Source organism: Micromonospora sp. NPDC049151, from assembly GCF_040648395.1.
In the GTDB taxonomy this organism is placed as follows: Bacteria; Actinomycetota; Actinomycetes; order Mycobacteriales; family Micromonosporaceae; genus Micromonospora.
Map to the genome: position 1 here is coordinate 116,018 of NZ_JBEZDP010000011.1, position 22,273 is coordinate 138,290.

Here is a 22,273-nt window from a genome sequence, read left to right on the forward strand (position 1 = left end):
GTGGGGCAGGTCAGGCGGCGGCAACCGGCGAGCGGAAAGCTCGCGCGGCCGCGGCGGTGATGCTGCGCCTGCTCTGCATGCCGCCCACGGTAGCCCGGTCCGCACACTCCCGCCCAGCCCTTTTCCCGCGCCCACGTGCGGGCGTCAGCGGGTGGGGGTGAGCAGGCGGCGGTAGAGCGTGTCCAGGCGTTCGGCCTGCGCCTCCCACGTCCACCCCGGCAGCGGGGAGTCCTCGCCCTCGTAGGCGGCGCGGTAGCGGGCCGGGTCGGCGAGCACCGCTCGCACCGCCCGGGCCAGGTCGGCGGCGTCGCGGGCGCGGAACACCTCGCCCTGGCCGGTGGCACGGACCGTGCCCGCCATGGTCCGGACGTCGCTGACCACTATCGGCAGCCGCGCGTGCGCGTACTCGAAGAACTTGGTGATCAGCGCGATCTCGTGGTTGGGCCAGTGGTGCAGCGGGATCAGGCCGACGTCGGCGGTGGCGAGGAACGCGACGAGTTGCCGGTGCGGCACGTACGGCAGCACGTGCACCCGGTCACCCACACCGAGCCGGGCCGCGCGGGCGACGACCTGGCGGACGTAGGGGGCGGCCGGGTCGGCGACGACGAGCGCCAGGTGCACGCCGGGCAGCAGCGGCAACGCCTCGACCACCGTGTCCACGCCGCGCTGGGCGGCCATCGCCCCGCTGTAGACCAGCAGCGGCGTGTCCGGGGGCAGACCGCAGCGCTCCCGCAGGTCGGGGGCGTCCTCGTCGGGGGTGGCGGTGACCGGGGCGTTGAGGACCACTGTCGGGCGCTCCGGCAGGGCGTGGTCGCGTACCAGCAGGTCGGCGAGCGTGTCGGAGACGGTGACGACCGCGTCGGCGGCGCCGACGTACTCGCGGACGTAGCCGAGGTGCGCGGGCAGCCAGCGGGCGTTGTCGCGACGCGGCCGCGCGCCGGGCAGCCACTCGTGCGCGTCCCAGACCAGCTTGGTGTCCCGCCCGGCGGCCCGGGCACGCTCCACGGCGCGGGCGGCCACGCCGAGCATCCGGAAGTCGTGCGCGTGGATCAGGTCGGGGCGCAGCTCGTCGACGACGGGACCGGCGGCCCGCTCGTAGTCCCAGAGCCCCGGCTCCAGCCGCCGCCACGCCCCGTCGCGCAGCCGGGCCCGCCAGTAACGGACCTGGGCGTGCTCCACCGGACGGCGGGCCAGCCGCGCCGCGCGCAACGGCAGCCCGCCCCGGGCCACCAGCCGAGCGCGCAGGCCGGACCCGCCGCGCAGCCCGGAACCGTCGCGCGGACCTGCGTCCCGGCCCGAAGCGGAAACGCTGCCGACCCCGGGACCGGAGACGGCGGAGACACCGCCGCCCGGATGAGAGACGACGGCCGGTGCGGTGACGGGTGGGAGGCCGCGAGCACTGGACAGCGGCAGGACGCGCACCTCGGCCTGGCCGATCCGCCAGCGGCGTTCGGCGTCGACGTGGGCGCAGCCGATCAGCGTGACGTCCCAGCCGGCGTCGGCGGCCGAGCGGGCCGCCTTCTGCACCCGCGAGTCACAGTCGACCGCGTTGTCGACGAGCATGACCACGCGCCGCATCTCGCACCCCTTCACCCGTACGCCCTGACGGGCGCGAGTGTACGGCGGCGCGGAACCGTAGCGACGGCCGCGAAACCCGCCTTGAGCTGGGCGGATGCCGACTGTGCAGGCGATGGTCAGGTGCCGGCCGGTGGAAGTTCACCGGCCGTGCACCGACCGGGCGGGTCAGGCCGTGCCGGAGGAGGCCAGCGCGGCCGGGGCGACCGGCTGCCGGCTGTCCTTGCGGTTGGGCAGCGACAGGCGGATGACCTTCCACCAGGCGGAGGCGACCTGCTTGGGCAGCGGACCGGTGGTGTAGTGCAGGCCGTACCTGTCGAACAGCGCCCGCACCTGCGGGGCGATCTCCTGGTAGCGGTTGCTGGGCAGGTCGGGGAAGAGGTGGTGCTCGATCTGGTACGACAGGTTGCCGGTCATGATGTGCAGCAGCCGGCTGCCGCTGATGTTTGCCGAGCCGAGCATCTGCCGCAGGTACCACTCGCCGCGGGTCTCGCCGTCGATGGACGTCTTCTCGAACGTCTCCACGCCGTTGGGGAAGTGCCCGCACATGATCACCGAGTGGCTCCACACGTTGCGCAGCAGGTTCGCGGTGAACGTGGCGGCGAGCGTGGTCAGGAACGACGGGCCGGACAGCAGCGGGTGCACCACGTAGTCCTTGAGCACCTGGCGGCGGATTTTGCGGCCGACCGCCCGGGCCTTGGCGCGGAACTTCGGGTCCTTGAGCCTGCGCTGCTTGAGGTGGTCGCCCAGCTCCATGTCGTACGCGGCGATGCCGTACTCGAAGAACGCGGCGTTGAGCAGGTTCCACAGCGGCTGGCCGAGGTGCATGGGGTGCCACGGCTGGTCCTCGTCGACGCGCATGATGCCGTAGCCGAGGTCGTTGTCCTTGCCGACGACGTTCGTGTAGCGGTGGTGCAGCTCGTTGTGCGACTGCTTCCACTGGTCGGCCGGGGAGACGTGGTCCCACTCCCAGGTGGTGGAGTGGATCTTCGGGTCGCGCATCCAGTCCCACTGGCCGTGCAGGACGTTGTGCCCGATCTCCATGTTCTCCAGGATCTTGGCGACGGTGAGGCCGGCCGTGCCGACGACCCACGCCGGCGGGAACAGCGAGAACAGCAGCACCGCCCGGCTACTCATCTCCAGTGTCCGCTGGGTCTTGACCACCTTGCGGATGTAGCGGGCGTCCCGCTCCCCCCGGTCGGCGAGTACCCGGTCCCGGATCGCGTCCAGTTCCTTGCCGATGATCTCGATGTCCTCGGCGCTCAGATGGGCGATCGGGTTGACGGCCTTCTTCTGGATGACGGTCACGTGGGTGGCTCCTGTCAGATATCGATGTCGCAGGTACCGGCGGCGGCCGACACGCACGTCTGTACGAGCACGCCGTCCCCCGGTACGGCAGTGGTGATGTCGCCGTTGCGCAGGTCGCGGACAGCGCCCTGGCGCAGCGGTACGACGCAGCCGAAGCAGATGCCCATCCGGCAGCCGGAAGGCATCAGCACTCCGGCGTTCTCCCCCGCGTCGAGCAGGGTGGTGGACCCGTCGGACTCGACTGTCACACCCGCCCCGGTGAAGGTCACGGCTCCTCCCTCGCCCGGCGTGATCACGGTCGGGCGGAACCGCTCGGTGTGCAACCGCTCGACGAGGCCGTTCGAGGACCAGTACCCCTCAACCGCGTCGAGCATGCCGATGGGTCCGCAGGCCCACGCCTCCCGGTCGAGGTGGTCGGGCACCAGGGCGGCCAGTTCCGCGACGTCGAGCAGGCCGTCGGTGTCGGTGTGCCGCTCGATCAGCCGCAGCGCGCCGCGTTCGGCGAGCGCCCGCAGCTCCGCGCCGAAGACGACGTCGTCGCGGGTGGGCGCGGAGTGCACGAGCACCACGTCGGCCCGCTCGGCCAGCCCGGAGCGCAGCATCCCCATGACCGGGGTGATGCCGCTGCCGGCGGTCACGAACAGGACGCGCTCGGGCGTCGCGGCGGGGAGCACGAACTCGCCCTGGGCCTGGTCGAGGTGCACGATCGTGCCGGGCCGGAGCCGGCGTACGAGGTGGTTGCTGACCTTGCCGTCGGGGATGGCCTTCACGGTGACGGAGATCCGGCCGTCGGCGGCGTCCGGCGGCGAGGTGAGCGAGTACGCGCGCCACTGGCGTACCCCGTCGACGTCCACGCCGAGGCGGATGTACTGGCCGGGCTGGTGGCCCTGCCAGGCGCGGCCGGGCTGGATCACCAGGGTGGCCGCGTCCCGGGTCTCCGGGCGGACGGCGACGATCCGGCCGCGCAACGGGGCGCCGGCGCGCAGGGGCGCGATCAGGTCGAGATAGTCGTCGGGCAGCACCGGTGTGGTGACCGCTCCGGCCAGCCGCAGCAGCCTGTCCCGGAAGGTGACCTTCTGAGGGCGGCGGGAGGCAGTTGTGGTCATATGACCAGCGTGGCCGCCCGATCGCATAACATCTTGACCAGCAAAGGTGAAACACGCGCGGGTTTTTGTTCGGAGGGAACAAACATGACGTTGGAGGCCGGTGCGGGGCAGCGTGCCGCCCACCTCAACCTCGACGCCGGGATGGCCGAGGCGCTGCGCGCCCGGCTGCCGATGGTCGCCGAGCGGACCGTCTCCGCGATCACCGCCGAGGTGCCGGACTACTCCGGTGCGCTCACCGGCGCCATGCGGGCGAAGATCGAAAACGCGGTACGCATCGCGCTGGGGACGTTCCTCCAGCTCATCGAGGGTACCCAGGCGTTCGACCCGAGCACCCCCTTGGCCCCGGCGCTGGAGGCCGCGTACGCGCTGGGCAGCGGCGAGGCCCGCTCGGGGCGCAGCATGGACGCGCTGCTGGCCGCGTACCGGGTCGGTGCCCGGGTGGCCTGGCGCGAGGTGTCCACCACGACGGTACGCAGCGGGCTGGCCGCCGCGACGGTGGCCGAGTTCGCCGAGTTGATGTTCGCCTACATCGACGAGCTGTCCGCCGCGAGCGTCGCCGGGCACGCCGACGAGCTGGCCAGCGCCGGCCGGATGCGCCGCCGCAGCCTGGAACGGCTCACCCAGCAGTTGCTGGCCGGCGAGCCGGAGGAGTCGCTGCGGCGCAGCGCCGAACGCGCCGACTGGCCACCACCGCAGACGCTGACGGTGGTGCTGCTCCCCCGCCGGCACCTGCGCGCGGTGCTGGCGTTGCTCAGCCCGTACACGCTGGAGAGCGGCGAGGACCTGCCCGGCATGGACCCGGTGGAGGAACTGGCCGTCCTGCTGGTGCCGGACATGCACGGCGGCCGCCGTCGCCAGCTCACCCGGCTGCTGCACGGGCACCGGGCGGTGCTCGGCCCGGCCCGGCCCTGGCACCGGGTCGCCGCGTCGTACCAGCGGGCCACCCGGGCGCTCGCGCTCGACCTCGGCGAGCCGGACGCGGGCCCTGTCGACACCGAACGCCACCTGTCCACGCTGCTGCTCAGCATGGACCCGGAGGCCCTCGCCGACCTGCGCGCGCAGGCCCTCGCGCCGCTGGCCGCACTGCCGCCGGCCACCGCACAGCGGCTGGCCGAGACGCTGCGCTCGTGGCTGCTGCACCAGGGACGCCGCGACGAGGTGGCCGCCGACCTGTTCGTCCATCCGCAGACCGTCCGCTACCGGATGGGCAAGCTGCGCGAGCTGTTCGGCGACCGGCTGCACGATCCCGCCACGGTCCTCGACCTCACCATCGCCCTGGCCGTACCCCAGGAGCCGGACGACGCCTGACCCCCGGGGGCGCACGGCCCGGTGCGGCCGGGACCTCCGGCCCTGTCCGCCCGCGAGGGCGGCGGGCAGGGTCGGAAGGGGACGAGCAACCAGGAGGGCCGCCATGAACAGCTCATCGACCCGCACCGACCAGGATCCGAGGGTACGGGTGCTGGAGGCGGCCGCCCGGCAGTCCCTGCACGCCCCGTCGGTGTTCAACACCCAGCCCTGGCGCTGGCGGGTCACCGGCGACACGCTGGAGCTGCGCGCCGAGGCGGACCGGCAGCTCGCCCACACCGACCCGGACGGGCGGCTGCTCATGCTGAGCTGCGGTGCGGCCCTGCACCACGCGCGTGCGTCGCTGACGGCGGTCGGCTGGGCGGTCACCGTCGAGCGGCTGCCCGACCCGGCCGACCCGTCGCTGCTGGCCCGGCTGCGCACCACCGGCCCGGCCGACCTGGACGTGCCGGCGGGCCGCCTGGTCGAGGCGATTCCGCGCCGCCGCACCGACCGCCGGGCGTACGGGGACCGGCCGGTGCCCGAGGCCGTACTGGCCCGGCTCGGGGACGCCGTCGAGGCCGAGGGCGCGCACCTGCACGTGGTGCGGCCGGACCAGATGCCGATGCTCGCCGTGTCCACCGGACGCGCGGCGGACACGGAGCTGGCCGACCCCGCGTACCGGCAGGAGCTGCACGACTGGACCCACCGCCCGGCGGGCAGCGGCGACGGGGTGCCCGCCGCCACCGCCGTGCGCCCGTCCGCGCGACGGGTGCCGCTGCGCGACTACGCCCCCGGCGGGGCGGCCGGGCTCAGCGCGGGCGCGGACTTCGACCGGGGTGCCGCGTACCTGATCCTCTTCGGCGACTCGGACGAGCCGGCCGCGTGGCTGCGCGGCGGCGAGGCGCTGTCGGCGCTGCTGCTCACCGCCACCGCCGAAGGGCTGGCCAGCGCGCCGCTCAGCGACGCCGTGGAGCTGGCGTGGCCGCGCCGGATGATGCGCGACCTGCTGGCCGGCATCGGCGACCCGTACCTGGTGGTGCGCGTCGGCTGGGGTCCGGACGCGGAGCTGCCGCCGGCGCCGCGCCGCGCGCCCGCCGACGTGATCGAGGTGGTGGAGCAGTCGCGGTGACCCGGCGTGGCGGGCGTCGTCGTAGCCTCGACGGGTGTGGAACCTGGACCTGGCTCATGCGTTCGCCGTCTTCGGCGACCAGGACTCCGGATGCGTCTCCTACGGAGTGGAGTCGGCGGGCCGGCGCTGGTTCGTCAAGCGGGCCGGGACACCGGCCGCGCGTGCGTCGCTGACCCGGGCCCTGGGCCTGCACGCCGCGGTCCGGCACCCGGCAGTGGTCCGGCCCGAGCTGGTACGCGACGGCACGGACGGCCCGACGCTGGTCTACCCGTGGCACGACGGCGTCGTGCTCAACCACGCCACCACCGGCGGCGGCAGCGACCGGAGCGGGCTGGTCCGCTTACAGCGGCTGCCGGTCGCCGAGGTACGCGCGGCGCTGGACATCATCCTCGACGCCCACCTGGCCGTGAGCGCGGCCGGGTACGTGGCGGTGGACCTGTACGACGGCTGTTTCCTCTACGACTTCGACGCCCGGCGGATGCGCCTGATCGACCTGGACGAGTACCGCCCGGGCCCGTTCGTGCTCGACTCCGACCGGCTGCCCGGTTCCCGTCGTTATCTGTCGCCGGAGGAACTGACCCGGGGCGCTGTGATCGACGAGCGCACCACGGTCCACGCGCTGGGTCGTACGCTGCACCACCTGCTCGACGGTCCGTCCGGCTGGCGGGGCACCACCGCCGAGCGCGCTGTCGCCGACCGGGCCAGCCGGCCTGACCCGGCGTCGCGGTACGCCACAGTGGCCGCTCTGGTCCGCGACTGGCGAGCCGCCTGATCCGCCCGCCGTTCGACGCGATCCAGCTCCGGCGGCCGGCGTTTCGTGGCTGGCCCGCGTCGGACGTGACGCACCGTCACGTCGCCTCGATCCGGCAGTGAGTCACAGAGGGTGACGGCCGGCCGCCAGGCGGAATAGGCAGATTTGGGCACGACAAGCTCCCGACCAGTGGCGATGCGCGGCCAGGCACCTGCCGCACACACATCCCTGTGCGCCCTTTGCTCTGCATCCATTGGCGCAGCGGTGACGCACGGCCATCGCCGCGTATGAGGCTGCAGAGCAAAGGGCGCGCGGTGAGCCATGTCGCGGGCAGCTCCACGACTACAGGAGGTGACGGGCAGGGCTGGCGAAGCCGGGGGTGCCGGGCTTCGAGGGCGTCACGACGGCGTACCGGGTCCCGCCCCCGCGACGAGCCAGGCAGGTGAGTGCGGCCGTCGGGCGGAAACGTGCTCCCGGTGCCCGGCCGGCACATAGCGTGGGACGAGGGGCGGCCTGCTCGGGGCGCCGGTGAGCGGAGGGAGAACACGGTGACGGAGCCGGAGGAGGAGCAGGAGAAGACCAGCAAGACCGATCGGGTGCTGTTCTCGCCCGACGGCGACCCGCACCACACGCTGGCCGAGGCGCCCCAGCCGGACGAGCACCTGCCGCCCACAGTCACCCGCGACGGCCACACGGACGTGCTCGACGACGAGCAGTGAGCGCACCGTCCCGCCCGGGCTCGTGGGCCGGGCGGGACGTGTCGCGTCAGACCGGCGGGATACCCGAGCGGCCGATGTCCGACATGTCGTCGCCGATCTCGGTCCGGGTGCCGGCCACCGGACCGGCGCCGGCCTCGGTGCGGTCCTCCACGCAGGCGTCGCCCAGCCCGTGCATCAGCTCACCGACGACGGCGAGCGCCGAGCCCTTGTCCGGGCAGGGCGCGCCGGTGGCGAGCACCTGGCCGTCGCCGCCGACCACTGTGAATCCCACGCTGCCGTCGGCCTCGCTCTCGATCACGAACTTCACAGTGCTCCTCCCGCTTAGCTCAGCTCACACCGTGCGTCTGCAACCACAGCTCCAGCAGACCCAGCTGCCACAGCTTGTTGCTGCCCGCGGCGGCCTGGGTCCGCTCCGGCTCGGCCAGCAGCTCGTCGACGTACGCCCGGCGGAACAGCCCGCGCCGGCGCGCCTCGGGCGCACCCAGCGCCTCGACCACCAACTCTCGCACGGGTCCGTCGACGTTGCGCAGCGCCGGCACCGGGAAGTAGCCCTTCGGCCGGTCGATGACCTCGGCGGGAAGCACCTCCCGGGCCACCTCCTTGAGCACGCCCTTGCCGCCCTGAGCCAGCTTGTGCTCGGGCGGGCACGCGGCGGCGAGCGTGACGAGATCCTGGTCGAGGAACGGCGTGCGCACCTCCAGTCCCCACGCCATGCTCATGCTGTCCACCCGCTTGACCGGGTCGTCGGGCAGCATCAGGTGCGTGTCCAGGCGCAGTACCGCGTCCACGGCGGTCTGCGCGCCGGGCGCGGCCAGGTCCGCGGCGACCAGCTCGCCGCTGACGTCGCCGACGCAGGCGTACGCCGGTTCGACCACCTCGGTCAGCTCCGCGTGGTCGCGGTCGAAGAACGCCGCGGTGAACCCGGCCGCCGCGTCCTCGCGGGCCGAGCGGGCCAGCCGGTGGTGGTAGCCGTAGCCGGCGAACACCTCGTCGGCGCCCTGGCCGGACTGCGCCACCTTCACGTGCTTGGCGACCTGCTCGGAGAGCAGGTGGAACGCCACCACGTCGTGGCTGCCCATCGGCTCGGTCATGGCCGCCACGGTGGCGCGTACGGCCGGGCCGAGGTCGCCGTCGGCGAGCCGGATGCGGTGGTGGTCGGTGCCGAACGCGCGGGCGACCAGGTCGGAGTAGTGGAACTCGTCGCCGGTCTCGTCGCCGCGGCTGTCGAAGCCGATGCTGAACGTCTGGAGGTGGTGCTGTCCGGCGTCGTCGAGCAGCGCCACGATCATGCTGGAGTCGAGGCCGCCGGAGAGCAGCACGCCGACCGGCACGTCGGCGACCAGCCGGCGGCGTACGGCGGTGCGCAGCGCGTCCCCGACGGCGGCCCGCCAGTCGGCGGCGTCCATGCCGGCGTGGGCCGGGTCGCGCCGGTACGCGGGCCGCCAGTAGACGCGCTCGCGGCTGCGCCCGTCGGCCTCGACGACCCGGACGGTGGCCGGGGGCAGCTTGCGGATGCCGCGCAAGATGGTGCGCGGCGCCGGAACGATCGAGTGCCAGGACAGGTAGTGGTGCAGCGCGACCGGGTCGATGCCGGTGTCGATGTCACCGCCGGCCAGCAGCGCCGGGAGCGTGGAGGCGAACCGGAGCCGGCCGGGCGACTCGGCGAGGTAAAGGGGTTTGATGCCGAGCCGGTCGCGGGCCAGCACGAGACGGCGCCGCCGCCGGTCGACCAGCGCCACCGCGAACATGCCGACCATGTGGTCGACGAACCGCTCCCCCCACTGCGCGTACGCGACCAGGATCACCTCGGTGTCGCTGGTGCTGTGGAACGTGTGCCCGGCCGCGCGCAGCTCGTCGCGCAGCTCCGGATAGTTGTAGACGCAGCCGTTGAAGACCAGGGCCAGGCCGAGGTCGTCGCGGACCATCGGCTGGGCGCCGGCCTCGGACAGGTCGATCACTGTCAGCCGGCGGTGCCCGAGGGTGATCCAGCCGTCACTCCACGCGCCCTCGCCGTCCGGGCCGCGTGAGCGCATGGCGGCGGTCATCCGGTTCACCGCGGCGGCGTCGGGTAGGGCCCCGTCGAATCTGGCCTCACCGCTGATCCCGCACATCTCAGCGTCCACCGGTCAGCCGAGGAGCACCCACCACGCCAACCTCCCGCCGCGTCGTCTCCCGGGCGGTCCGCCGGGTACGGCGACTACCCGGCCTGTGGCGTAGGAAACCCGGATGGGCGGTTGCCGAGCCGGGCCGGGCGAGCCGTCGTACGGTGGCGGTACGGGCCATGTCCCCGGGCGGTCCGGCCACGGGACGTGGCCAGGATCAACGACGCCTGCCAGGAGGACGTGTGTTCGCCAATTCCGAGGAACTCCTGCGATACCTCACCGACGAGGACGTGAAGTTCGTCGACGTACGTTTCTGTGACCTGCCCGGCGTGATGCAGCACTTCAACCTGCCGGTCGAGTCGTTCGACGACAGCGTGTTCACCGACGGCCTCGCCTTCGACGGCTCCTCGATCCGCGGGTTCCAGGCCATCCACGAGTCCGACATGCTGCTGCTGCCGGACGTCGCCACCGCGTTCATCGACCCGTTCCGGGCCCAGAAGACCCTCGCGCTGAACTTCTTCATCCACGACCCGTTCACCCGCGAGGCCTACTCCCGCGACCCGCGCAACGTGGCGAAGAAGGCCGAGGCCTACCTCGCCGCCAGCGGCATCGCCGACACCGCCTACTTCGGCGCGGAGGCGGAGTTCTACATCTTCGACTCCATCCGCCACGAGACCTCGGCGCACCAGTCGTTCTACTACATCGACTCGATCGAGGGCGCCTGGAACACCGGGCGGATCGAGGAGGGCGGCAACCGGGGTTACAAGACCGCCTACAAGGGCGGCTACTTCCCGGTTCCCCCGGTGGACCACTACGCCGACCTGCGCGACAGCATGGTCCGCCGGATGGTGGACGCCGGTTTCACTGTCGAGCGGTCGCACCACGAGGTGGGCACGGGAGGGCAGTCGGAGATCAACTACAAGTTCTCGACGCTGCTGCACTCGGCCGACCAGCTCCAGCTCTTCAAGTATCTGATCAAGAACGAGGCGTGGGCGCACGGCAAGACCGCGACCTTCATGCCCAAGCCGGTCTTCGGTGACAACGGCTCCGGCATGCACACCCACCAGAGCCTGTGGCGGGGCGGCGAGCCGCTGTTCTACGACGAGACCGGCTACGCCGGGCTGTCCGACGCCGCCCGCTGGTACATCGGTGGCCTGCTGCACCACGCCCCGTCGCTGCTGGCCTTCACCAACCCGACGGTGAACTCCTACCGGCGTCTGGTGCCCGGCTTCGAGGCGCCGGTGAACCTGGTCTACTCGCAGCGCAACCGCTCCGCCTGCACCCGCATCCCGGTGACCGGCAGCAACCCGAAGGCCAAGCGCGTCGAGTTCCGCGTCCCGGACCCGTCCAGCAATCCGTACCTGGCGTTCTCGGCCATGCTGATGGCCGGCCTGGACGGGATCAAGAACAAGATCGAGCCGCCGGCGCCGATCGACAAGGACCTCTACGACCTCCCGCCGGAGGAGTGGGGCGACGTCAAGCAGGTGCCCGGTTCGCTGCCCGAGGCGCTGGCGGCGCTGGAGGTCGACCACGACTACCTGCTCGACGGTGGGGTCTTCACCGACGACCTGATCTCCACCTGGGTCGACTGGAAGAACACGAACGAGGTAGACCCGGTGCGCCTGCGGCCCACGCCGCACGAGTTCGCGCTCTACTTCGACTGCTGATCCGCACCGCCACCGCCCCCGCCACCCGTGGGGGCGGTGGTCGGCGGAAACGGCTTCGGACCGTCGTCCGCCCTCGTACCGTCGGGATATGAGCCCGACTCACGACGGTCCGCCGCCAGTTCCGTGCCGGTGGAGCCGTCGGTGAGGCCGCGGCCCACCACCACCGCCACCACCACCCCCGAGATTCCCGCCGTCCTGACCCTCGGGGTGGAGGAGGAGTTCCTGCTGCTGGACCCGGTCAGCGGCGAGAGCATGCCGGTCGCCGACCGGGTACGCGACGCGCTCTCCGGCACCGCCCGCGAGCAGAGCCGGCAGGAGTTCCGGCACAGCATGGTGGAGATGGTGACGCCGGTCAGCCCGGACCTCGGGGAGCTGCGCGAACACCTGGTCACGCTGCGCCGGGCCGCCGCCCGGGCGGCCGACGCGGCCGGGGCGCGGCTGGTCGCCGTCGGTGCCACACCGGTCTGCGAGGCTCACCGCACGGTGCCCGACGAGCAGCGCTACCACGACATGTCCCGCCGGTTCGGCCCGGTCGCCCACGATCCGGCCGTCTGCGGCTGTCACGTGCACGTCGGCGTGCCCGACCGGGAACTGGCCGTGCAGGTCTGCAACCACCTGCGCCCGTGGCTGCCGGTGGTGCAGGCGCTCACCGCGAACTCGCCGCTGCACGACGGGCGCGACACCGGGCACGCGAGCTGGCGCTCGATGCAGCTGGAACGGTGGCCGAGCATCGGACCCACACCGCACTTCGACTCCGCCGCCGACTACGACGCCACGGTGGCGGACCTGATCACCGCCGGGATCATGCTCGACGCCGCGATGGTCTACTGGTACGCGCGCCCGTCCGCGTCGTACCCGACAGTGGAGGTCCGGGTCGGCGACGTGTGCCCCACTGTCGACGACACCGTGCTGGTCGCCGGGCTGGTCCGGGCGCTCGTGGCGACGCTGATCGACGACGTCCGCGCGGGCGTGCCCGCCCTCCGCATCCGGGACTGCCTGGTCGCCGCCGCGCACTGGCGGGCCGCCCACGACGGCGTCGACGGCCGGCTCGTCGACCTGCGCACCGGACGGCCCCGGCCCGCCTGGGACCTCGTCGACGACCTGGTCGTCACCGTCACGCCCGCGCTGGCCCGCCACGGCGACCTGGACCTGGTCCGAAGCGAGCTGGAGCGGGTACGCCGGGACGGCACCGGCGCCACCCGCCAACGACGGATCATGGCCGAGACCGACGGCGACGTGGGCGCGGTGCTGGCGCACCTGGCCGCCCAGACCGTCTCGGCGTGAACCGGTGACCGCCCCGGACCGGGCCCGCGACCGGTCAGCGCAGCCCGGCGAAAAGGTCGTCCTCGGGCGTCGCCGCGCCGGTGGTGTCCCGCACCCGCACGAACGTCTCCATGCCCATCAGCTCGGTGAACCGCTCCTGCCCCAGCCGCAGGAAGAAGATGTTCTCCGCCTGGCTGGCATGCGCGGCGAGCGAGGCGAACTTCTGCCCGCCGTAGCCGCTGGTGTCGACCCAGGTGGTGATCTCGTCGTCCGGCAGGCCCAGCGCCGGCATCTCGTCGGTCGCCTCCGGCTCGGGGAACTCCACCCCGATCTCGCGCATGATCGTGCCGAACTGCTGGAACGCGCTGCGCGGCACTGTGGTCCAGTAGACCTTGGCCGGGATGCCGGTCTGCTCGACCGCGGCCATCGTGATCCGGTGGGCCTGGATGTGGTCCGGGTGGCCGTAGAAGCCGTTCTCGTCGTAGGTGACCACCACGTCGGGGCGGTAGCGGCGAATCAGCTCCGCCAGCCGGTCGGCCGCCTCCGCCACCGGCGTGTTCCAGAACGCGCCGGGCGCGTCGTTCGTCGCCCAGCCCATCATCCCGGAGTCGCCGTAGTCGAGCGTCTCCAGGTGGGTCACCTTCAGCGCCTCGCAGCTCGCGGCCAGCTCGGCGCGGCGCATGTCCACCACGGACCGCGGGTCGTGCCCGTCCTCGCCCGGCTTGACCCCGCCGGGTCCGTCTCCGCACGCACCGTCGGTGCACGTCACGAGCACAGTGGTGACGCCCTCGGCCGCGTAGCGGGCCAGGACGCCACCGGTGCTCGTCGCCTCGTCGTCGGGGTGAGCGTGCACCGCCATCAGGGTCAGGGATCGATCGGTCACCCCGTCACCATACGAGCTCCGACCGACGAACTAGCATTGCCCGGTCCGCAGACGGCGACGGAAGCGAGGCGCGATGGGTTGGCTCCAGCGGTTGCTCGGTGGCGGACGGGTCGAACTGGACCCCACACGTCAGCAGGAGCTGCTGCGGGACGTGCGGCAGTCCTACGGGGCGCACGCCCGCCTCCGGTTCCCGGAGCAGGCCGACGCGATCACCCGGCTGCTGTCCGATGACGACGGTCTCGTGGTGGCCGCCGGGATCGTCTGCGAGGCCGCCGACCAGGCGCACGCCGACCTCCAGGGGCAGGCGCAGGAGGTGTTCCGGCGTACCGGGCGGCGGCTGCTGGTGCACCGCCGCAACTACCGTCCCCTGTGGAAGGAGGCCGGGCCGGCGCTGCGCTGGCCGCTCGGCGCGCTGCCCAGCGGGCTGCACCCGTACGCTCAGGTCACCGCCGCCGTGGCGGTGGTCGGCGGGCGGGCCGACCGGCTGGACCGGGTGACCGACCCGCAGCCGTTCGTGACGCGCCTGTTCGAGGTGCTCGACCTGACCACCGTCGGCTGGGAGTTCGGCCGGGTGCGTGTGGACACCGACAGCGCGACGCTCGTGGAACGGCTGATGGGCACCGGCGCGCGGGTGCTCGCGACGATGGACGACCCGCCCCGGCTGCCGCCGGCGGTGCGGGAGATGATGCGCCGCAACCACCGCATCGCCGTGTACGACCCGGCCGGTCCCCGCGTGGTCGGCGAGCTGAACCTGGGTGCGCGGCTGCGCGAGACGCTGCTGGCCTGATCGGCTGTGCGACGCGCCCGCCCGGGCCGGGTGGCCGGGCGGGGCGCGCGGTGGTCAGGTGGTCGTGCAGGTGATGTTCGTCGGCGGGTTGTTGGCGCCGCCCGCCGAGCCGATGAAGCCGAACGTGGTGGAGCCGCCGGCCGGCAGTGAGCCGTTGTAGTCGACGTTGCGCACCGTCACGTTCGCGCCGTTCTGGGTGTGCGTGCCGCTCCAGATCTGGTTGATGACCTGACCGTTCGGGAACGTCCAGGACACCGTCCAGCCACGGATCGCGGTGGTGCCGGCGGTCACCGTGACCTCGGCCTGGAAGCCGCCGGACCAGGAGCCGGTGATCGAGTACGTGGCACGCGCGCCGGACGGCGCCGGGGAACTGGTGGTCGGCGTCGGGGTCGGTGACGGCGTGGAGGTCGGCGTCGCTGTCACCGTCGGCGAGGGTGTCACGCCCGGCCGGGCCGCGCGGTAGGTGTGGCCGGCGCGGACGGTGAGCGCGACGACGTCGGACTCCGGGCGGGTGGTGGCCGGTGTGCTGCCGTCGGTGACGTCGGCGAGGGTGAAGCTCCCGGTGAACAGCCGGGACCGCAGTCGCAGCGTGCCGTCACGGTCGGCCCGGACGGTGATCTCGTCGGCCTGGCCGACCGTCCAGGCCAGCGCCACCGTGTAGCCGCCCCGGCCGCGCAGGCCCGCGACCCGCCCGGCGGGCCAGGCGGTCGGCAGCGCGGGCAGCAGGTGCAGCTCGCCGGTGTGGCTGTGCAGCAGCATCTCGGCGATGCCGGAGGTGGCGCCGAAGTTGCCGTCGATCTGGAACGGCGGGTGCAGGTCGAACATGTTCGGCGCGAGCCGGTCGGTGCGGACCAGGTCACGCAGGAGCTTGTGGGCGCGGGCGCCGTCCTCCAGCCGGGCCCAGAAATTGATCTTCCAGGCGAGGGACCAGCCGGTCCCGTCGTCGCCGCGCAGCTCCAGCGTCCTGCGGGCGGCCTCGTACAGCGCCGGGGTGCCCCGCTTGGTGATCTGGTTGCTGGGATGCAGCCCGTACAGGTGGGAGACGTGCCGGTGGGTGCGCTCGGTCTCGACCCAGTCGGCCAGCCACTCCTGCACGTTGCCCCGGGAGCCGACGCGGCTCGGCGGCAGCCGGTCCTTTGCTGTACGCACCTGGGACCGGAACGTGGCGTCGACGCCGAGCACCTCGCTGGCCCGCGCCGCCGCGTCGAACAGGTCGCGCAGGATCTGGTTGTCCATCGTGGGCCCCGCGCAGACGCTGGCGTTCGCGTGGTGCGCCAGTTCCGGCGAGTTCGACGGGTTCGTCACCAGGTAGCCGAGCGTGGGGTGGGCGACCAGGGTGTCGAGGAAGAACTGGGCGGCGCCCTTCAGTGCCGGGTAGTTGGCCTGGAGGAATCCGCTGTCGCCGGTGAACAGGTAGTGGTCCCAGATGAGCGTGCTGAGCCAGGCCCCGCCGGTCTGCCACATGCCCCAGAACGCGCCGTCCACCACCGACGCGCCCCGCCAGGCGTCGGTGTTGTGGTGGGTGACCCAGCCGCCGGCGCCGTACTGCGCCTGGGCGACCCGCGCGCCGGTGACGGTGAGGTCCTTGACCATGTCGAAGACCGGCAGGAAGCACTCGGACAGGTTCGTGGTGTCGGCCGGCCAGTAGTTCATCGGCAGGTTGGCGTTGACCGTGTACTTCGAGTCCCAGGACGGCGTCAGCGAGTCGTTCCAGATGCCCTGGAGGTTCGCCGGCTGGGTGCCCGGCCGCGACGAGGAGATCAGCAGGTACCGCCCGAACTGGAACAGCAGCGCGGCGAACTGCGGGTCGTCGGTGCTCGCGTGCTGCGCGATCCGCACGTCGGTCGGCTGGTCGGCGGCGGCCGTGCGGCCCAGGTCGATGGTGACCCGGTTGAACAGCGCCTGGTAGTCGGCGCGGTGGCGGGTGCGGAGCTGGTCGACGTCGACGCCCTTTGCCGCGTTCAGCCGGTTGCGGGCGATGCCCTGGTAGTCGCCGTTGACGGTGCGGTAGTTGACGTAGCTGGACCCGATCGAGATCAGCACCGTCACGCTGGTGGCGCCGGACACCCGCAGCGTGCCGCCGGAGCTGCTGACCGTGCCTCCGGTGACGGCGGCGTTGGCCAGCGCGAGGAAGCGCACCGAGCCGTTCACCCCCTCCATCGAGCCGGAGATGCCGTCGAGGGCGATGGTCGCGCCGTCCGGGCTGGACGCTGTGGTCCGCTGCGGGCTGTCGAAGGTGGCGGAGAAGGTGATCGCGTTCGCCCGGTCGGCGGTCAGCCGGAGCACGATCACCTGGTCGGGCGCGCTGGCGAACACCTCCCGCTGGTGCCGTACGCCGCCCTGGACGTAGGTGGTGGTGACGGTGGCGGTGGTGAGGTCGAGGGTCCGGTTGTACTGCGTCGCCCCGCTCGCCGAGCCGAAGGCGAGCCGCAGGTCCCCGACGGTCTGGTAGGCGAGCTGCCCACCCGGGCTGCCCATCATGGTCTGGTTGATCAGATCCTGTGCAGAGGTCCACTGGTCAGCGAAGACGCGGCGGCGGATCTCGGCCAGGCTGGCCGCGCCCCGGGTGTTCGCCGAGTCGTACGGGCCGCCGGCCCAGACGGTGTCCTCGTTGAGCTGGAGCCGTTCGGTGTCGACGTTGCCGAACACCATCGCGCCGAGCCGCCCGTTGCCGATCGGCAGGGCGCGCAGCCAGTCGGTGCCGGCCGGTTCGTCGTACCAGAGCGCCAGGTCGTTCGCGGCCAGCACCTGTGGTGGCGCCGCCGAGCCGGCGCGCGCGGTCGCGCTCCAAGCGGCCGGCACCAGCGCGGCACCGGCACCCGCCGCCGTGGCCTTGATGATGTTTCGTCGTGTCACTTCGGACATGGTTGCTCCCAACCGCGCAGATCAGAGATGGGCCCGGGTGCGCGGCGGCGCTGTTATCGCTAACAGCACACACGCGCGCACCCGGACGCCGCATTCCTGCCACTACGCGCCCAGGGCTCCCGACCGGGCGACACATCAGCCACCATGGACTCTCATGTATGGAGTAACACCGCGTCAAGGGGTGTTACCGCTAACAGATCCGATCCGCGCTCCACTCGCCGGGCCGACCGGGGCGCGGGGCCGGCCGGCCGGCCCACCCGGGCCACGTGCACGATCCGCTCCGGCGCCACGTCCAGCAGTGTGCCGAGCGCGTCCCGGGTGGCGGCCACGTCGACGAGCTGACTGAGCGGGTGGGCGGCCAGCCCGGCCGTGTGCAGCGTCAGCCACATCCGCATCAGCACCCGTCCGAACTCGACCTGCCCGGCCGCGTCCAGACCGGGCGGCGCGACGAGCGCCAGCACCCCGCCGCCCTGCGCCAGCGGATCACCGCCCGCGGCGGCGAGCAACCGGGGCAGCCCCAGCGGGCGCAACGCCGGGTACGCCGCGAGCGCCGCCCGCAGCCCGGTGGCCGTGGCCCGGCCCAGCCCGAGGCACCTGTCACTGAGCCCGTCGGCCCGGTAGCGCGGGCCCGACCGGTCCAGGCGCAGCCAGCGGCGCAGCTCCGCGACCACCGCCGGGTCGGCGTACACCTGCCGGTCCGCAGTGCGCAGCAACGCGCGCAGCCGCCCGGCCGCCGGCACCGCGCGGACCGCGCCACCGGCCCGGCGGGCGACCGCGTCCACGGCGGCGACCAGGTCGGCGTCCGGGCCGCCGGTGAACCGGCCCCGGTGGGTACGCCGGTCCCGCACGTCGGCGGTGCGGAACGGCGTCCGGTACGGCTGCCGTGCCGGTCGCAGCCGCCCCACCCGCCGCTCGGACTCGTCGTGGTCGGCGGCCCAGTCCAGCCGCAGCCCCGCGTCGGCGGCGACGATCAGGCAGGTCTCCACGAAGGCGCCCAGTGACAGCCGCAGGTCCCGCCCGGCCGGGTCGCCGGCGGGCAGCGCGTCGGCCGGGTCCCAGCCGACGGTGATCGCCCAGTGCTCGTAGCGCAGCCGCCACGGCTGGGTGTTGTGTGCGCTCGGGGCCCGCCAGCACAGCGGCTCCAGCGCGCGGAACGCGGCGAGGTCCATGGTCACCGCTCCTTGGCGTAGAACGTGTAGCCGTGCAGCGGGCGCCCGCCGAGGCGCCGGTACTGGGCGGCCGAGGCCGGGTTGTCCCGCCCGACGTACGTGCTGCGCAGCGCCGCGTAGCCGCCGTCGTGCAGGTTGTGGTGCAGGTGTGCGGAGAGCAGCCGCTGATAGCCGCGCCCCTGGAACTCCGGCACCACGCCCTTGACGATCAGCACCGCCTCCCGGCGGTAGCGGCGGCGGGTCGCAAGCAGCCGCAGCTGGTTGACCGGGTTCAGGTCGCCGCGCACCGCGACCAGGAAGTCGCTGATGTCCGGCACGCAGAGCACGAACGCCACCGGGCGCCCGTCGCGGGTCAGGTAGAGCAGCAGGGACTCGTCCAGCAGGTACGCCAGGCCGTCGGTCTGCCGCCGCAGCTGGGCCGCCGAGATCGGCGTGTAGTAGCCGAGCTGGGCGAAGGAGTCGTTGAGCATCCCGCGCAGCAGGTCGAGCTGTTCGTCGAGCCGCCGGGTGTTCCCCCGGTGCAGTTCCAGCCGGGAGCCGTCGGGCTGCACGCCGAGCGCGGGCGGCGGCCCGGCCGGCGGCGGGACCGGGCAGATCCAGGTGTCGGAGACGAACCGCCCGGTGAACCCGTTCTCCTCGTACGCGTCCGGGTAGTACGGCGGGTTCCACGCGCTGTCCACGAAACCCCGGTCGGCGTACCCGGCGGTGATCACGCCGCCGGCCTGGTTGGGCAGCAGCGCCACCGGCCCGAACAGCAGGTCCCGGCCGGGTGTGGCGTGCGCGGTGATCGCGTCGAACAGCGGCCGGGCGGCGGGCTCGGTGAACTCGGTGAGCCCGAACAGCTGGCACCGGCGGCCCAGCTTGGCGTCGAGGTCGGCGTCGGTGTGCAGCGTGGTCCGCCCGGCCACGGCGCCGGTGGCGTCGCGCAGCACGTACATCGGCACGCCGTCGCGCCACCACCGGCGGATCTGCTGCCGGGGCGTCGGCACGTACCGGGGCTCGTCCGCGTACAGCCGGTCGGTGAGGGCGAGGAAGTCGCGCAGGCCGCGCCGGCCGGTCACGCGCTCGAACCGGTGGCCGGTCACCGGCGCACCGCCGGCCCGGTCGTCTCCGCGCCCAGCGGCGTGAACCGCTCGATGTGGCCCATCGCGCCGTCCTCGGCCCGCCACGCGCCGTTGGAGTAGCCGTCCGGGGACGCGGTGTAGAGCCGGATGAACCCGGCGGTGGCGTTACGGGTGCCGTCGGTCAGCCACATCATCAGCTTGCGGTGGTGCCGCGTCCGGGCGAAGCGCAGCAGCGCGTCCCGGTCGGTGAAGAACGCGATCGTGCCGAGCGTCAGCGGGAACTGCCAGTAGACGGTGTGCCAGCAGTAGCCGGACATCCGGCGCATGTCGCGCACCATCCGGATCCAGTCGGGTGCCAGGCGCAGCAGCACCAGCGGGTTCGCGTACCGGGTGCCGCCGATGAACATGGCGCCGGCGCGGGCCTGGGCCGGGGCGCGGGAGAAGTCACGGGTACGCATCGTTCACCTCACCAGGTAGACGTTCTTGATCTTCTGCATGGCGGCGAACGGGCCGCCGTCCGGTTCGTGCAGCTCCACCCGCAGGTCACCGGCGGTCGGGTCCTCCACCAGGGACTGCGCGAAGTCCCGCGACACCGAGGTCAGGTGCGCGCGTACCCCGTCGCGGCAGGCGTCGGCGAGCGCCGCGCGGGCCGCGGTGTCCAGCGGGCGGCGCAGCTCGACGTGGATCACCGGCCGGGTCTCCAGCGCCGCGTCCTCGTGCAGCGTCAGGCAGAACCTGTTGATCTCGGCGGCGTACGGGTTCCCGGTGTACAGGCCGTACTCGACGTCCTGCGGATAGAGGTTCGCGCCCAGGTAGGACACCGTGGAGTCGCTGCGGCCGAACAGCAGCAGCAGCGGCAGCGTCATCCGCTCCTCGGCCGCGGCGGTACGGAACTCGGCGCGGCGCACCGGGTCGGCGTGGGCCAGCTCGACGATCCGCCGGTACGGCACGAGCAGCGCCTCGTCGCCGACGTTGTAGCGCAGCCGCGGCTGGAGCACGTGCGGGCTCGTCACCGTGCAGAGCAGTTCCCGCCGCTCGTTGGTCTCCAGGTAGGTGGCGAACGGGTTGTACTGGAACACCATCGGCAGCCGCTGCTCGCCGCGCCCGAGCAGTTCCGCGCGCAGCCCCGCGTCGGTGCGCAGCCGCCGCCGCAGCCAGACCGTGAACCGGGTCTCCGCACCGATGCCGATGGTCAGGTCCGACGCACCGTACGCCGACCGCACCCGCACGAACCGCTGCTCCAGGTAGTCGCGCAGCGCCTCGGTCATGCCCTCGCCGCCGCAACTGGCGAAGATCCGGTACCGCGACCACGGAAAGTCCTCCGCGTCGAGCCGGTCCCGCAGGTGCTTGAGGAACGGCGGGTACGCGGTCACCAGGTAGTCGTGGCCGGGGCCGAACTCGCGCAGCGTGTCGACGATCTTCCCGAGGTCCGGGCCGGTGTTCTTCACCGTCGCGATCCGGGCCATCGCCGCGCCGGTGGTGGTGCCGGTCGCCCAGGCGCCCATCGAGTACGCGTTGATGACGAACGGGCGACGCATCGGGAACGCCAGCCCGGTGTAGCCGGCGATGTCCCGGTGCACCCCCCGCAGCTCCCGCTCGCCACGCGGCCAGTTGAACGGCCGCCCGGACGAGCCGGCCGACTCGTCGACCACCACGCCCCGCTCCGGCATCCGCCCGTCCCGGCACCGGGCGGAGGCGTCGTACGCCATCACGTACCCGCGCTTGTCGGTCTCCGGGAAGTCCCGCAGCCGCCGGCGCAGGCCGCCGGGGCGGGCCCGCAGGAACGCCTGGTACGCGGGCACCCGCCGGGCGGCGCGCACGCAGGTCGACCGCGCGTTCGCGGCGGCGAGCCGATCGAGGACCGGGTGGTGGCGCCGGGCCAGCCAGCGCCAGCCGGCCGGGTGGTGGGCGACGAGCCGGGCCAGCGCGGCGACCGCGCGGCCGGCGGGGGCCAGCGCGGCCTCGGCGGGCAGCGGCGTGTCGACGGTACGCAAGGCGGCGTGTCGGTGCAGCGTCTCGGCCATGACAAGCATCCTGTCGACGCCGCAACGCCGGCACATGAGCGACGAGACGGTACCGCGCTGAGTACCCGTACCCAGTCGCGAAGGCTGCCCGGGCTGGCCACGCTCAGTCACCATGGCGACACTCGCCTGGTGTGTCGTCCCTGGTCCGGTGACACTTCGCCCATGACAGACGGCAAGCGTGAGCGCACGAACGAGCGCTTCGAGAAGGTGGCCGAGGAGACCTCGGAGACCGTGACCCACGCGGCCACGGTGCTGGAGGAGGAACTCGCGGCGGGGCTGGCCGGCGCACGGCGGCTCGAGGAGAAGCTGACCGAGAGCCGCCGGGTCGACCCGGAGGCGTTCGACGAACTGGTCGCGCGGGTCCGCACCGACGGGCACGCCCTCATCGACACTGTGGTCGGGCAGTTGAAGATGGCCGACGACCAGCGCGGCGAGGTGATCCGGCGGTACACCTCGGACGCGCACGACGCGCTGGACACCGTACTCAATCTGGCGCGGCTGGCCCCCGAGGTCGCGAACGGGCTCGCGGACCGGCTCGCGTCGCCGGCCCCGAAGCGGCCGGCGGGCCGGTAGC

19 protein-coding genes are annotated in these 22,273 nt (G+C 73.1%); 8 read left to right on the forward strand and 11 right to left on the reverse strand.

Annotation, left to right across the window (positions count from 1 at the left end; genetic code table 11):
• Nucleotides 1-144 precede the first annotated feature (144 nt).
• The 3 genes from AB0B20_RS15465 to AB0B20_RS15475 form a co-directional block, all read right to left on the reverse strand.
• A complete protein-coding gene (locus AB0B20_RS15465; protein WP_357471114.1) occupies nt 145-1,578 on the reverse strand; it encodes a glycosyltransferase family 4 protein in 1,434 nt (477 codons plus the stop codon).
• Nucleotides 1,579-1,743: 165 nt separating this feature from the next.
• The gene (locus tag AB0B20_RS15470) at nt 1,744-2,883 is read right to left on the reverse strand and encodes an acyl-CoA desaturase (protein WP_357471117.1); all 1,140 of its coding nucleotides are present in this window, start codon (nt 2,881-2,883) and stop codon (nt 1,744-1,746) included.
• Nucleotides 2,884-2,897: 14 nt separating this feature from the next.
• Nucleotides 2,898-3,989, reverse strand: a complete 1,092-nt coding sequence (locus AB0B20_RS15475) for a ferredoxin reductase (protein WP_357471120.1) — start codon at nt 3,987-3,989, stop codon at nt 2,898-2,900.
• A gap of 84 nt (nt 3,990-4,073) precedes the next feature.
• On the opposite strand from AB0B20_RS15475, the gene AB0B20_RS15480 reads away from it, so the two are divergent.
• The 4 genes from AB0B20_RS15480 to AB0B20_RS15495 all read left to right on the forward strand — a co-directional run bounded on the left by AB0B20_RS15480 (nt 4,074) and on the right by AB0B20_RS15495 (nt 7,875).
• Nucleotides 4,074-5,297, forward strand: a complete 1,224-nt coding sequence (locus AB0B20_RS15480) for a helix-turn-helix domain-containing protein (RefSeq protein WP_357471123.1) — start codon at nt 4,074-4,076, stop codon at nt 5,295-5,297.
• Nucleotides 5,298-5,400: 103 nt separating this feature from the next.
• Complete coding sequence (locus AB0B20_RS15485) at nt 5,401-6,405, forward strand: nitroreductase (RefSeq protein ID WP_357471127.1); 1,005 nt, start codon at nt 5,401-5,403, stop codon at nt 6,403-6,405.
• A 34-nt stretch (nt 6,406-6,439) separates the two neighbouring features.
• A complete protein-coding gene (locus AB0B20_RS15490; protein ID WP_357471130.1) occupies nt 6,440-7,177 on the forward strand; it encodes a serine/threonine protein kinase in 738 nt (245 codons plus the stop codon).
• Nucleotides 7,178-7,704: 527 nt separating this feature from the next.
• A complete protein-coding gene (locus AB0B20_RS15495) occupies nt 7,705-7,875 on the forward strand; it encodes a hypothetical protein (protein ID WP_357384937.1) in 171 nt (56 codons plus the stop codon).
• 46 nt (nt 7,876-7,921) lie between these two features.
• Here AB0B20_RS15495 and AB0B20_RS15500 read toward each other — a convergent pair whose 3' ends face one another.
• Together AB0B20_RS15500 and AB0B20_RS15505 are read right to left on the reverse strand one after the other, a co-directional pair.
• Complete coding sequence (locus tag AB0B20_RS15500; RefSeq protein WP_013285859.1) at nt 7,922-8,182, reverse strand: hypothetical protein; 261 nt, start codon at nt 8,180-8,182, stop codon at nt 7,922-7,924.
• 19 nt (nt 8,183-8,201) lie between these two features.
• Nucleotides 8,202-9,986 (reverse strand): N-acetylglutaminylglutamine amidotransferase, encoded by a 1,785-nt coding sequence (locus AB0B20_RS15505; protein ID WP_357471237.1) that lies wholly within the window; start codon nt 9,984-9,986, stop codon nt 8,202-8,204.
• A gap of 233 nt (nt 9,987-10,219) precedes the next feature.
• On the opposite strand from AB0B20_RS15505, the gene glnA reads away from it, so the two are divergent.
• The gene (gene glnA, locus AB0B20_RS15510) at nt 10,220-11,644 is read left to right on the forward strand and encodes a type I glutamate--ammonia ligase (RefSeq protein ID WP_357471134.1); all 1,425 of its coding nucleotides are present in this window, start codon (nt 10,220-10,222) and stop codon (nt 11,642-11,644) included.
• A gap of 141 nt (nt 11,645-11,785) precedes the next feature.
• Entirely contained in the window at nt 11,786-12,928 is a 1,143-nt protein-coding gene (locus tag AB0B20_RS15515; RefSeq protein WP_357471137.1) for a glutamate--cysteine ligase, read from the forward strand.
• Nucleotides 12,929-12,962: 34 nt separating this feature from the next.
• Here the strand turns inward: AB0B20_RS15515 and AB0B20_RS15520 are convergent, their stop codons facing one another.
• Nucleotides 12,963-13,790 carry a PIG-L family deacetylase gene (locus AB0B20_RS15520; protein ID WP_357384931.1) on the reverse strand — a complete coding sequence of 276 codons (828 nt, stop codon included), beginning with the start codon at nt 13,788-13,790 and terminating at the stop codon, nt 12,963-12,965.
• Between the two features lie 73 nt (nt 13,791-13,863).
• Between AB0B20_RS15520 and AB0B20_RS15525 the strand changes: the two genes are divergently transcribed.
• Entirely contained in the window at nt 13,864-14,577 is a 714-nt protein-coding gene (locus AB0B20_RS15525; RefSeq protein ID WP_357384929.1) for a hypothetical protein, read from the forward strand.
• A 54-nt stretch (nt 14,578-14,631) separates the two neighbouring features.
• On the opposite strand, the gene AB0B20_RS15530 is transcribed toward AB0B20_RS15525, so the two are convergent.
• The 5 genes from AB0B20_RS15530 to AB0B20_RS15550 all read right to left on the reverse strand — a co-directional run bounded on the left by AB0B20_RS15530 (nt 14,632) and on the right by AB0B20_RS15550 (nt 21,699).
• Entirely contained in the window at nt 14,632-17,442 is a 2,811-nt protein-coding gene (locus AB0B20_RS15530; RefSeq protein ID WP_357471140.1) for a glycoside hydrolase N-terminal domain-containing protein, read from the reverse strand.
• Nucleotides 17,443-17,594: 152 nt separating this feature from the next.
• Nucleotides 17,595-18,611 carry a nitroreductase gene (locus tag AB0B20_RS15535; protein ID WP_357471145.1) on the reverse strand — a complete coding sequence of 339 codons (1,017 nt, stop codon included), beginning with the start codon at nt 18,609-18,611 and terminating at the stop codon, nt 17,595-17,597.
• Between the two features lie 2 nt (nt 18,612-18,613).
• Complete coding sequence (locus AB0B20_RS15540; RefSeq protein ID WP_357471148.1) at nt 18,614-19,696, reverse strand: hypothetical protein; 1,083 nt, start codon at nt 19,694-19,696, stop codon at nt 18,614-18,616.
• Nucleotides 19,693-20,133, reverse strand: a complete 441-nt coding sequence (locus AB0B20_RS15545; protein ID WP_357471151.1) for a DUF4188 domain-containing protein — start codon at nt 20,131-20,133, stop codon at nt 19,693-19,695. The genes AB0B20_RS15540 and AB0B20_RS15545 overlap by 4 nt, the downstream gene beginning before the upstream one ends.
• Nucleotides 20,134-20,136: 3 nt before the next feature.
• Nucleotides 20,137-21,699, reverse strand: coding sequence for a phenylacetate--CoA ligase family protein (locus tag AB0B20_RS15550; protein ID WP_357384922.1), 1,563 nt, complete (start codon nt 21,697-21,699; stop codon nt 20,137-20,139).
• Between the two features lie 162 nt (nt 21,700-21,861).
• Here AB0B20_RS15550 and AB0B20_RS15555 point away from each other — a divergent pair, with 162 nt between their 5' ends.
• Complete coding sequence (locus AB0B20_RS15555) at nt 21,862-22,272, forward strand: hypothetical protein (RefSeq protein ID WP_357471155.1); 411 nt, start codon at nt 21,862-21,864, stop codon at nt 22,270-22,272.
• The last annotated feature ends 1 nt before the right edge of the window (nt 22,273 follow it).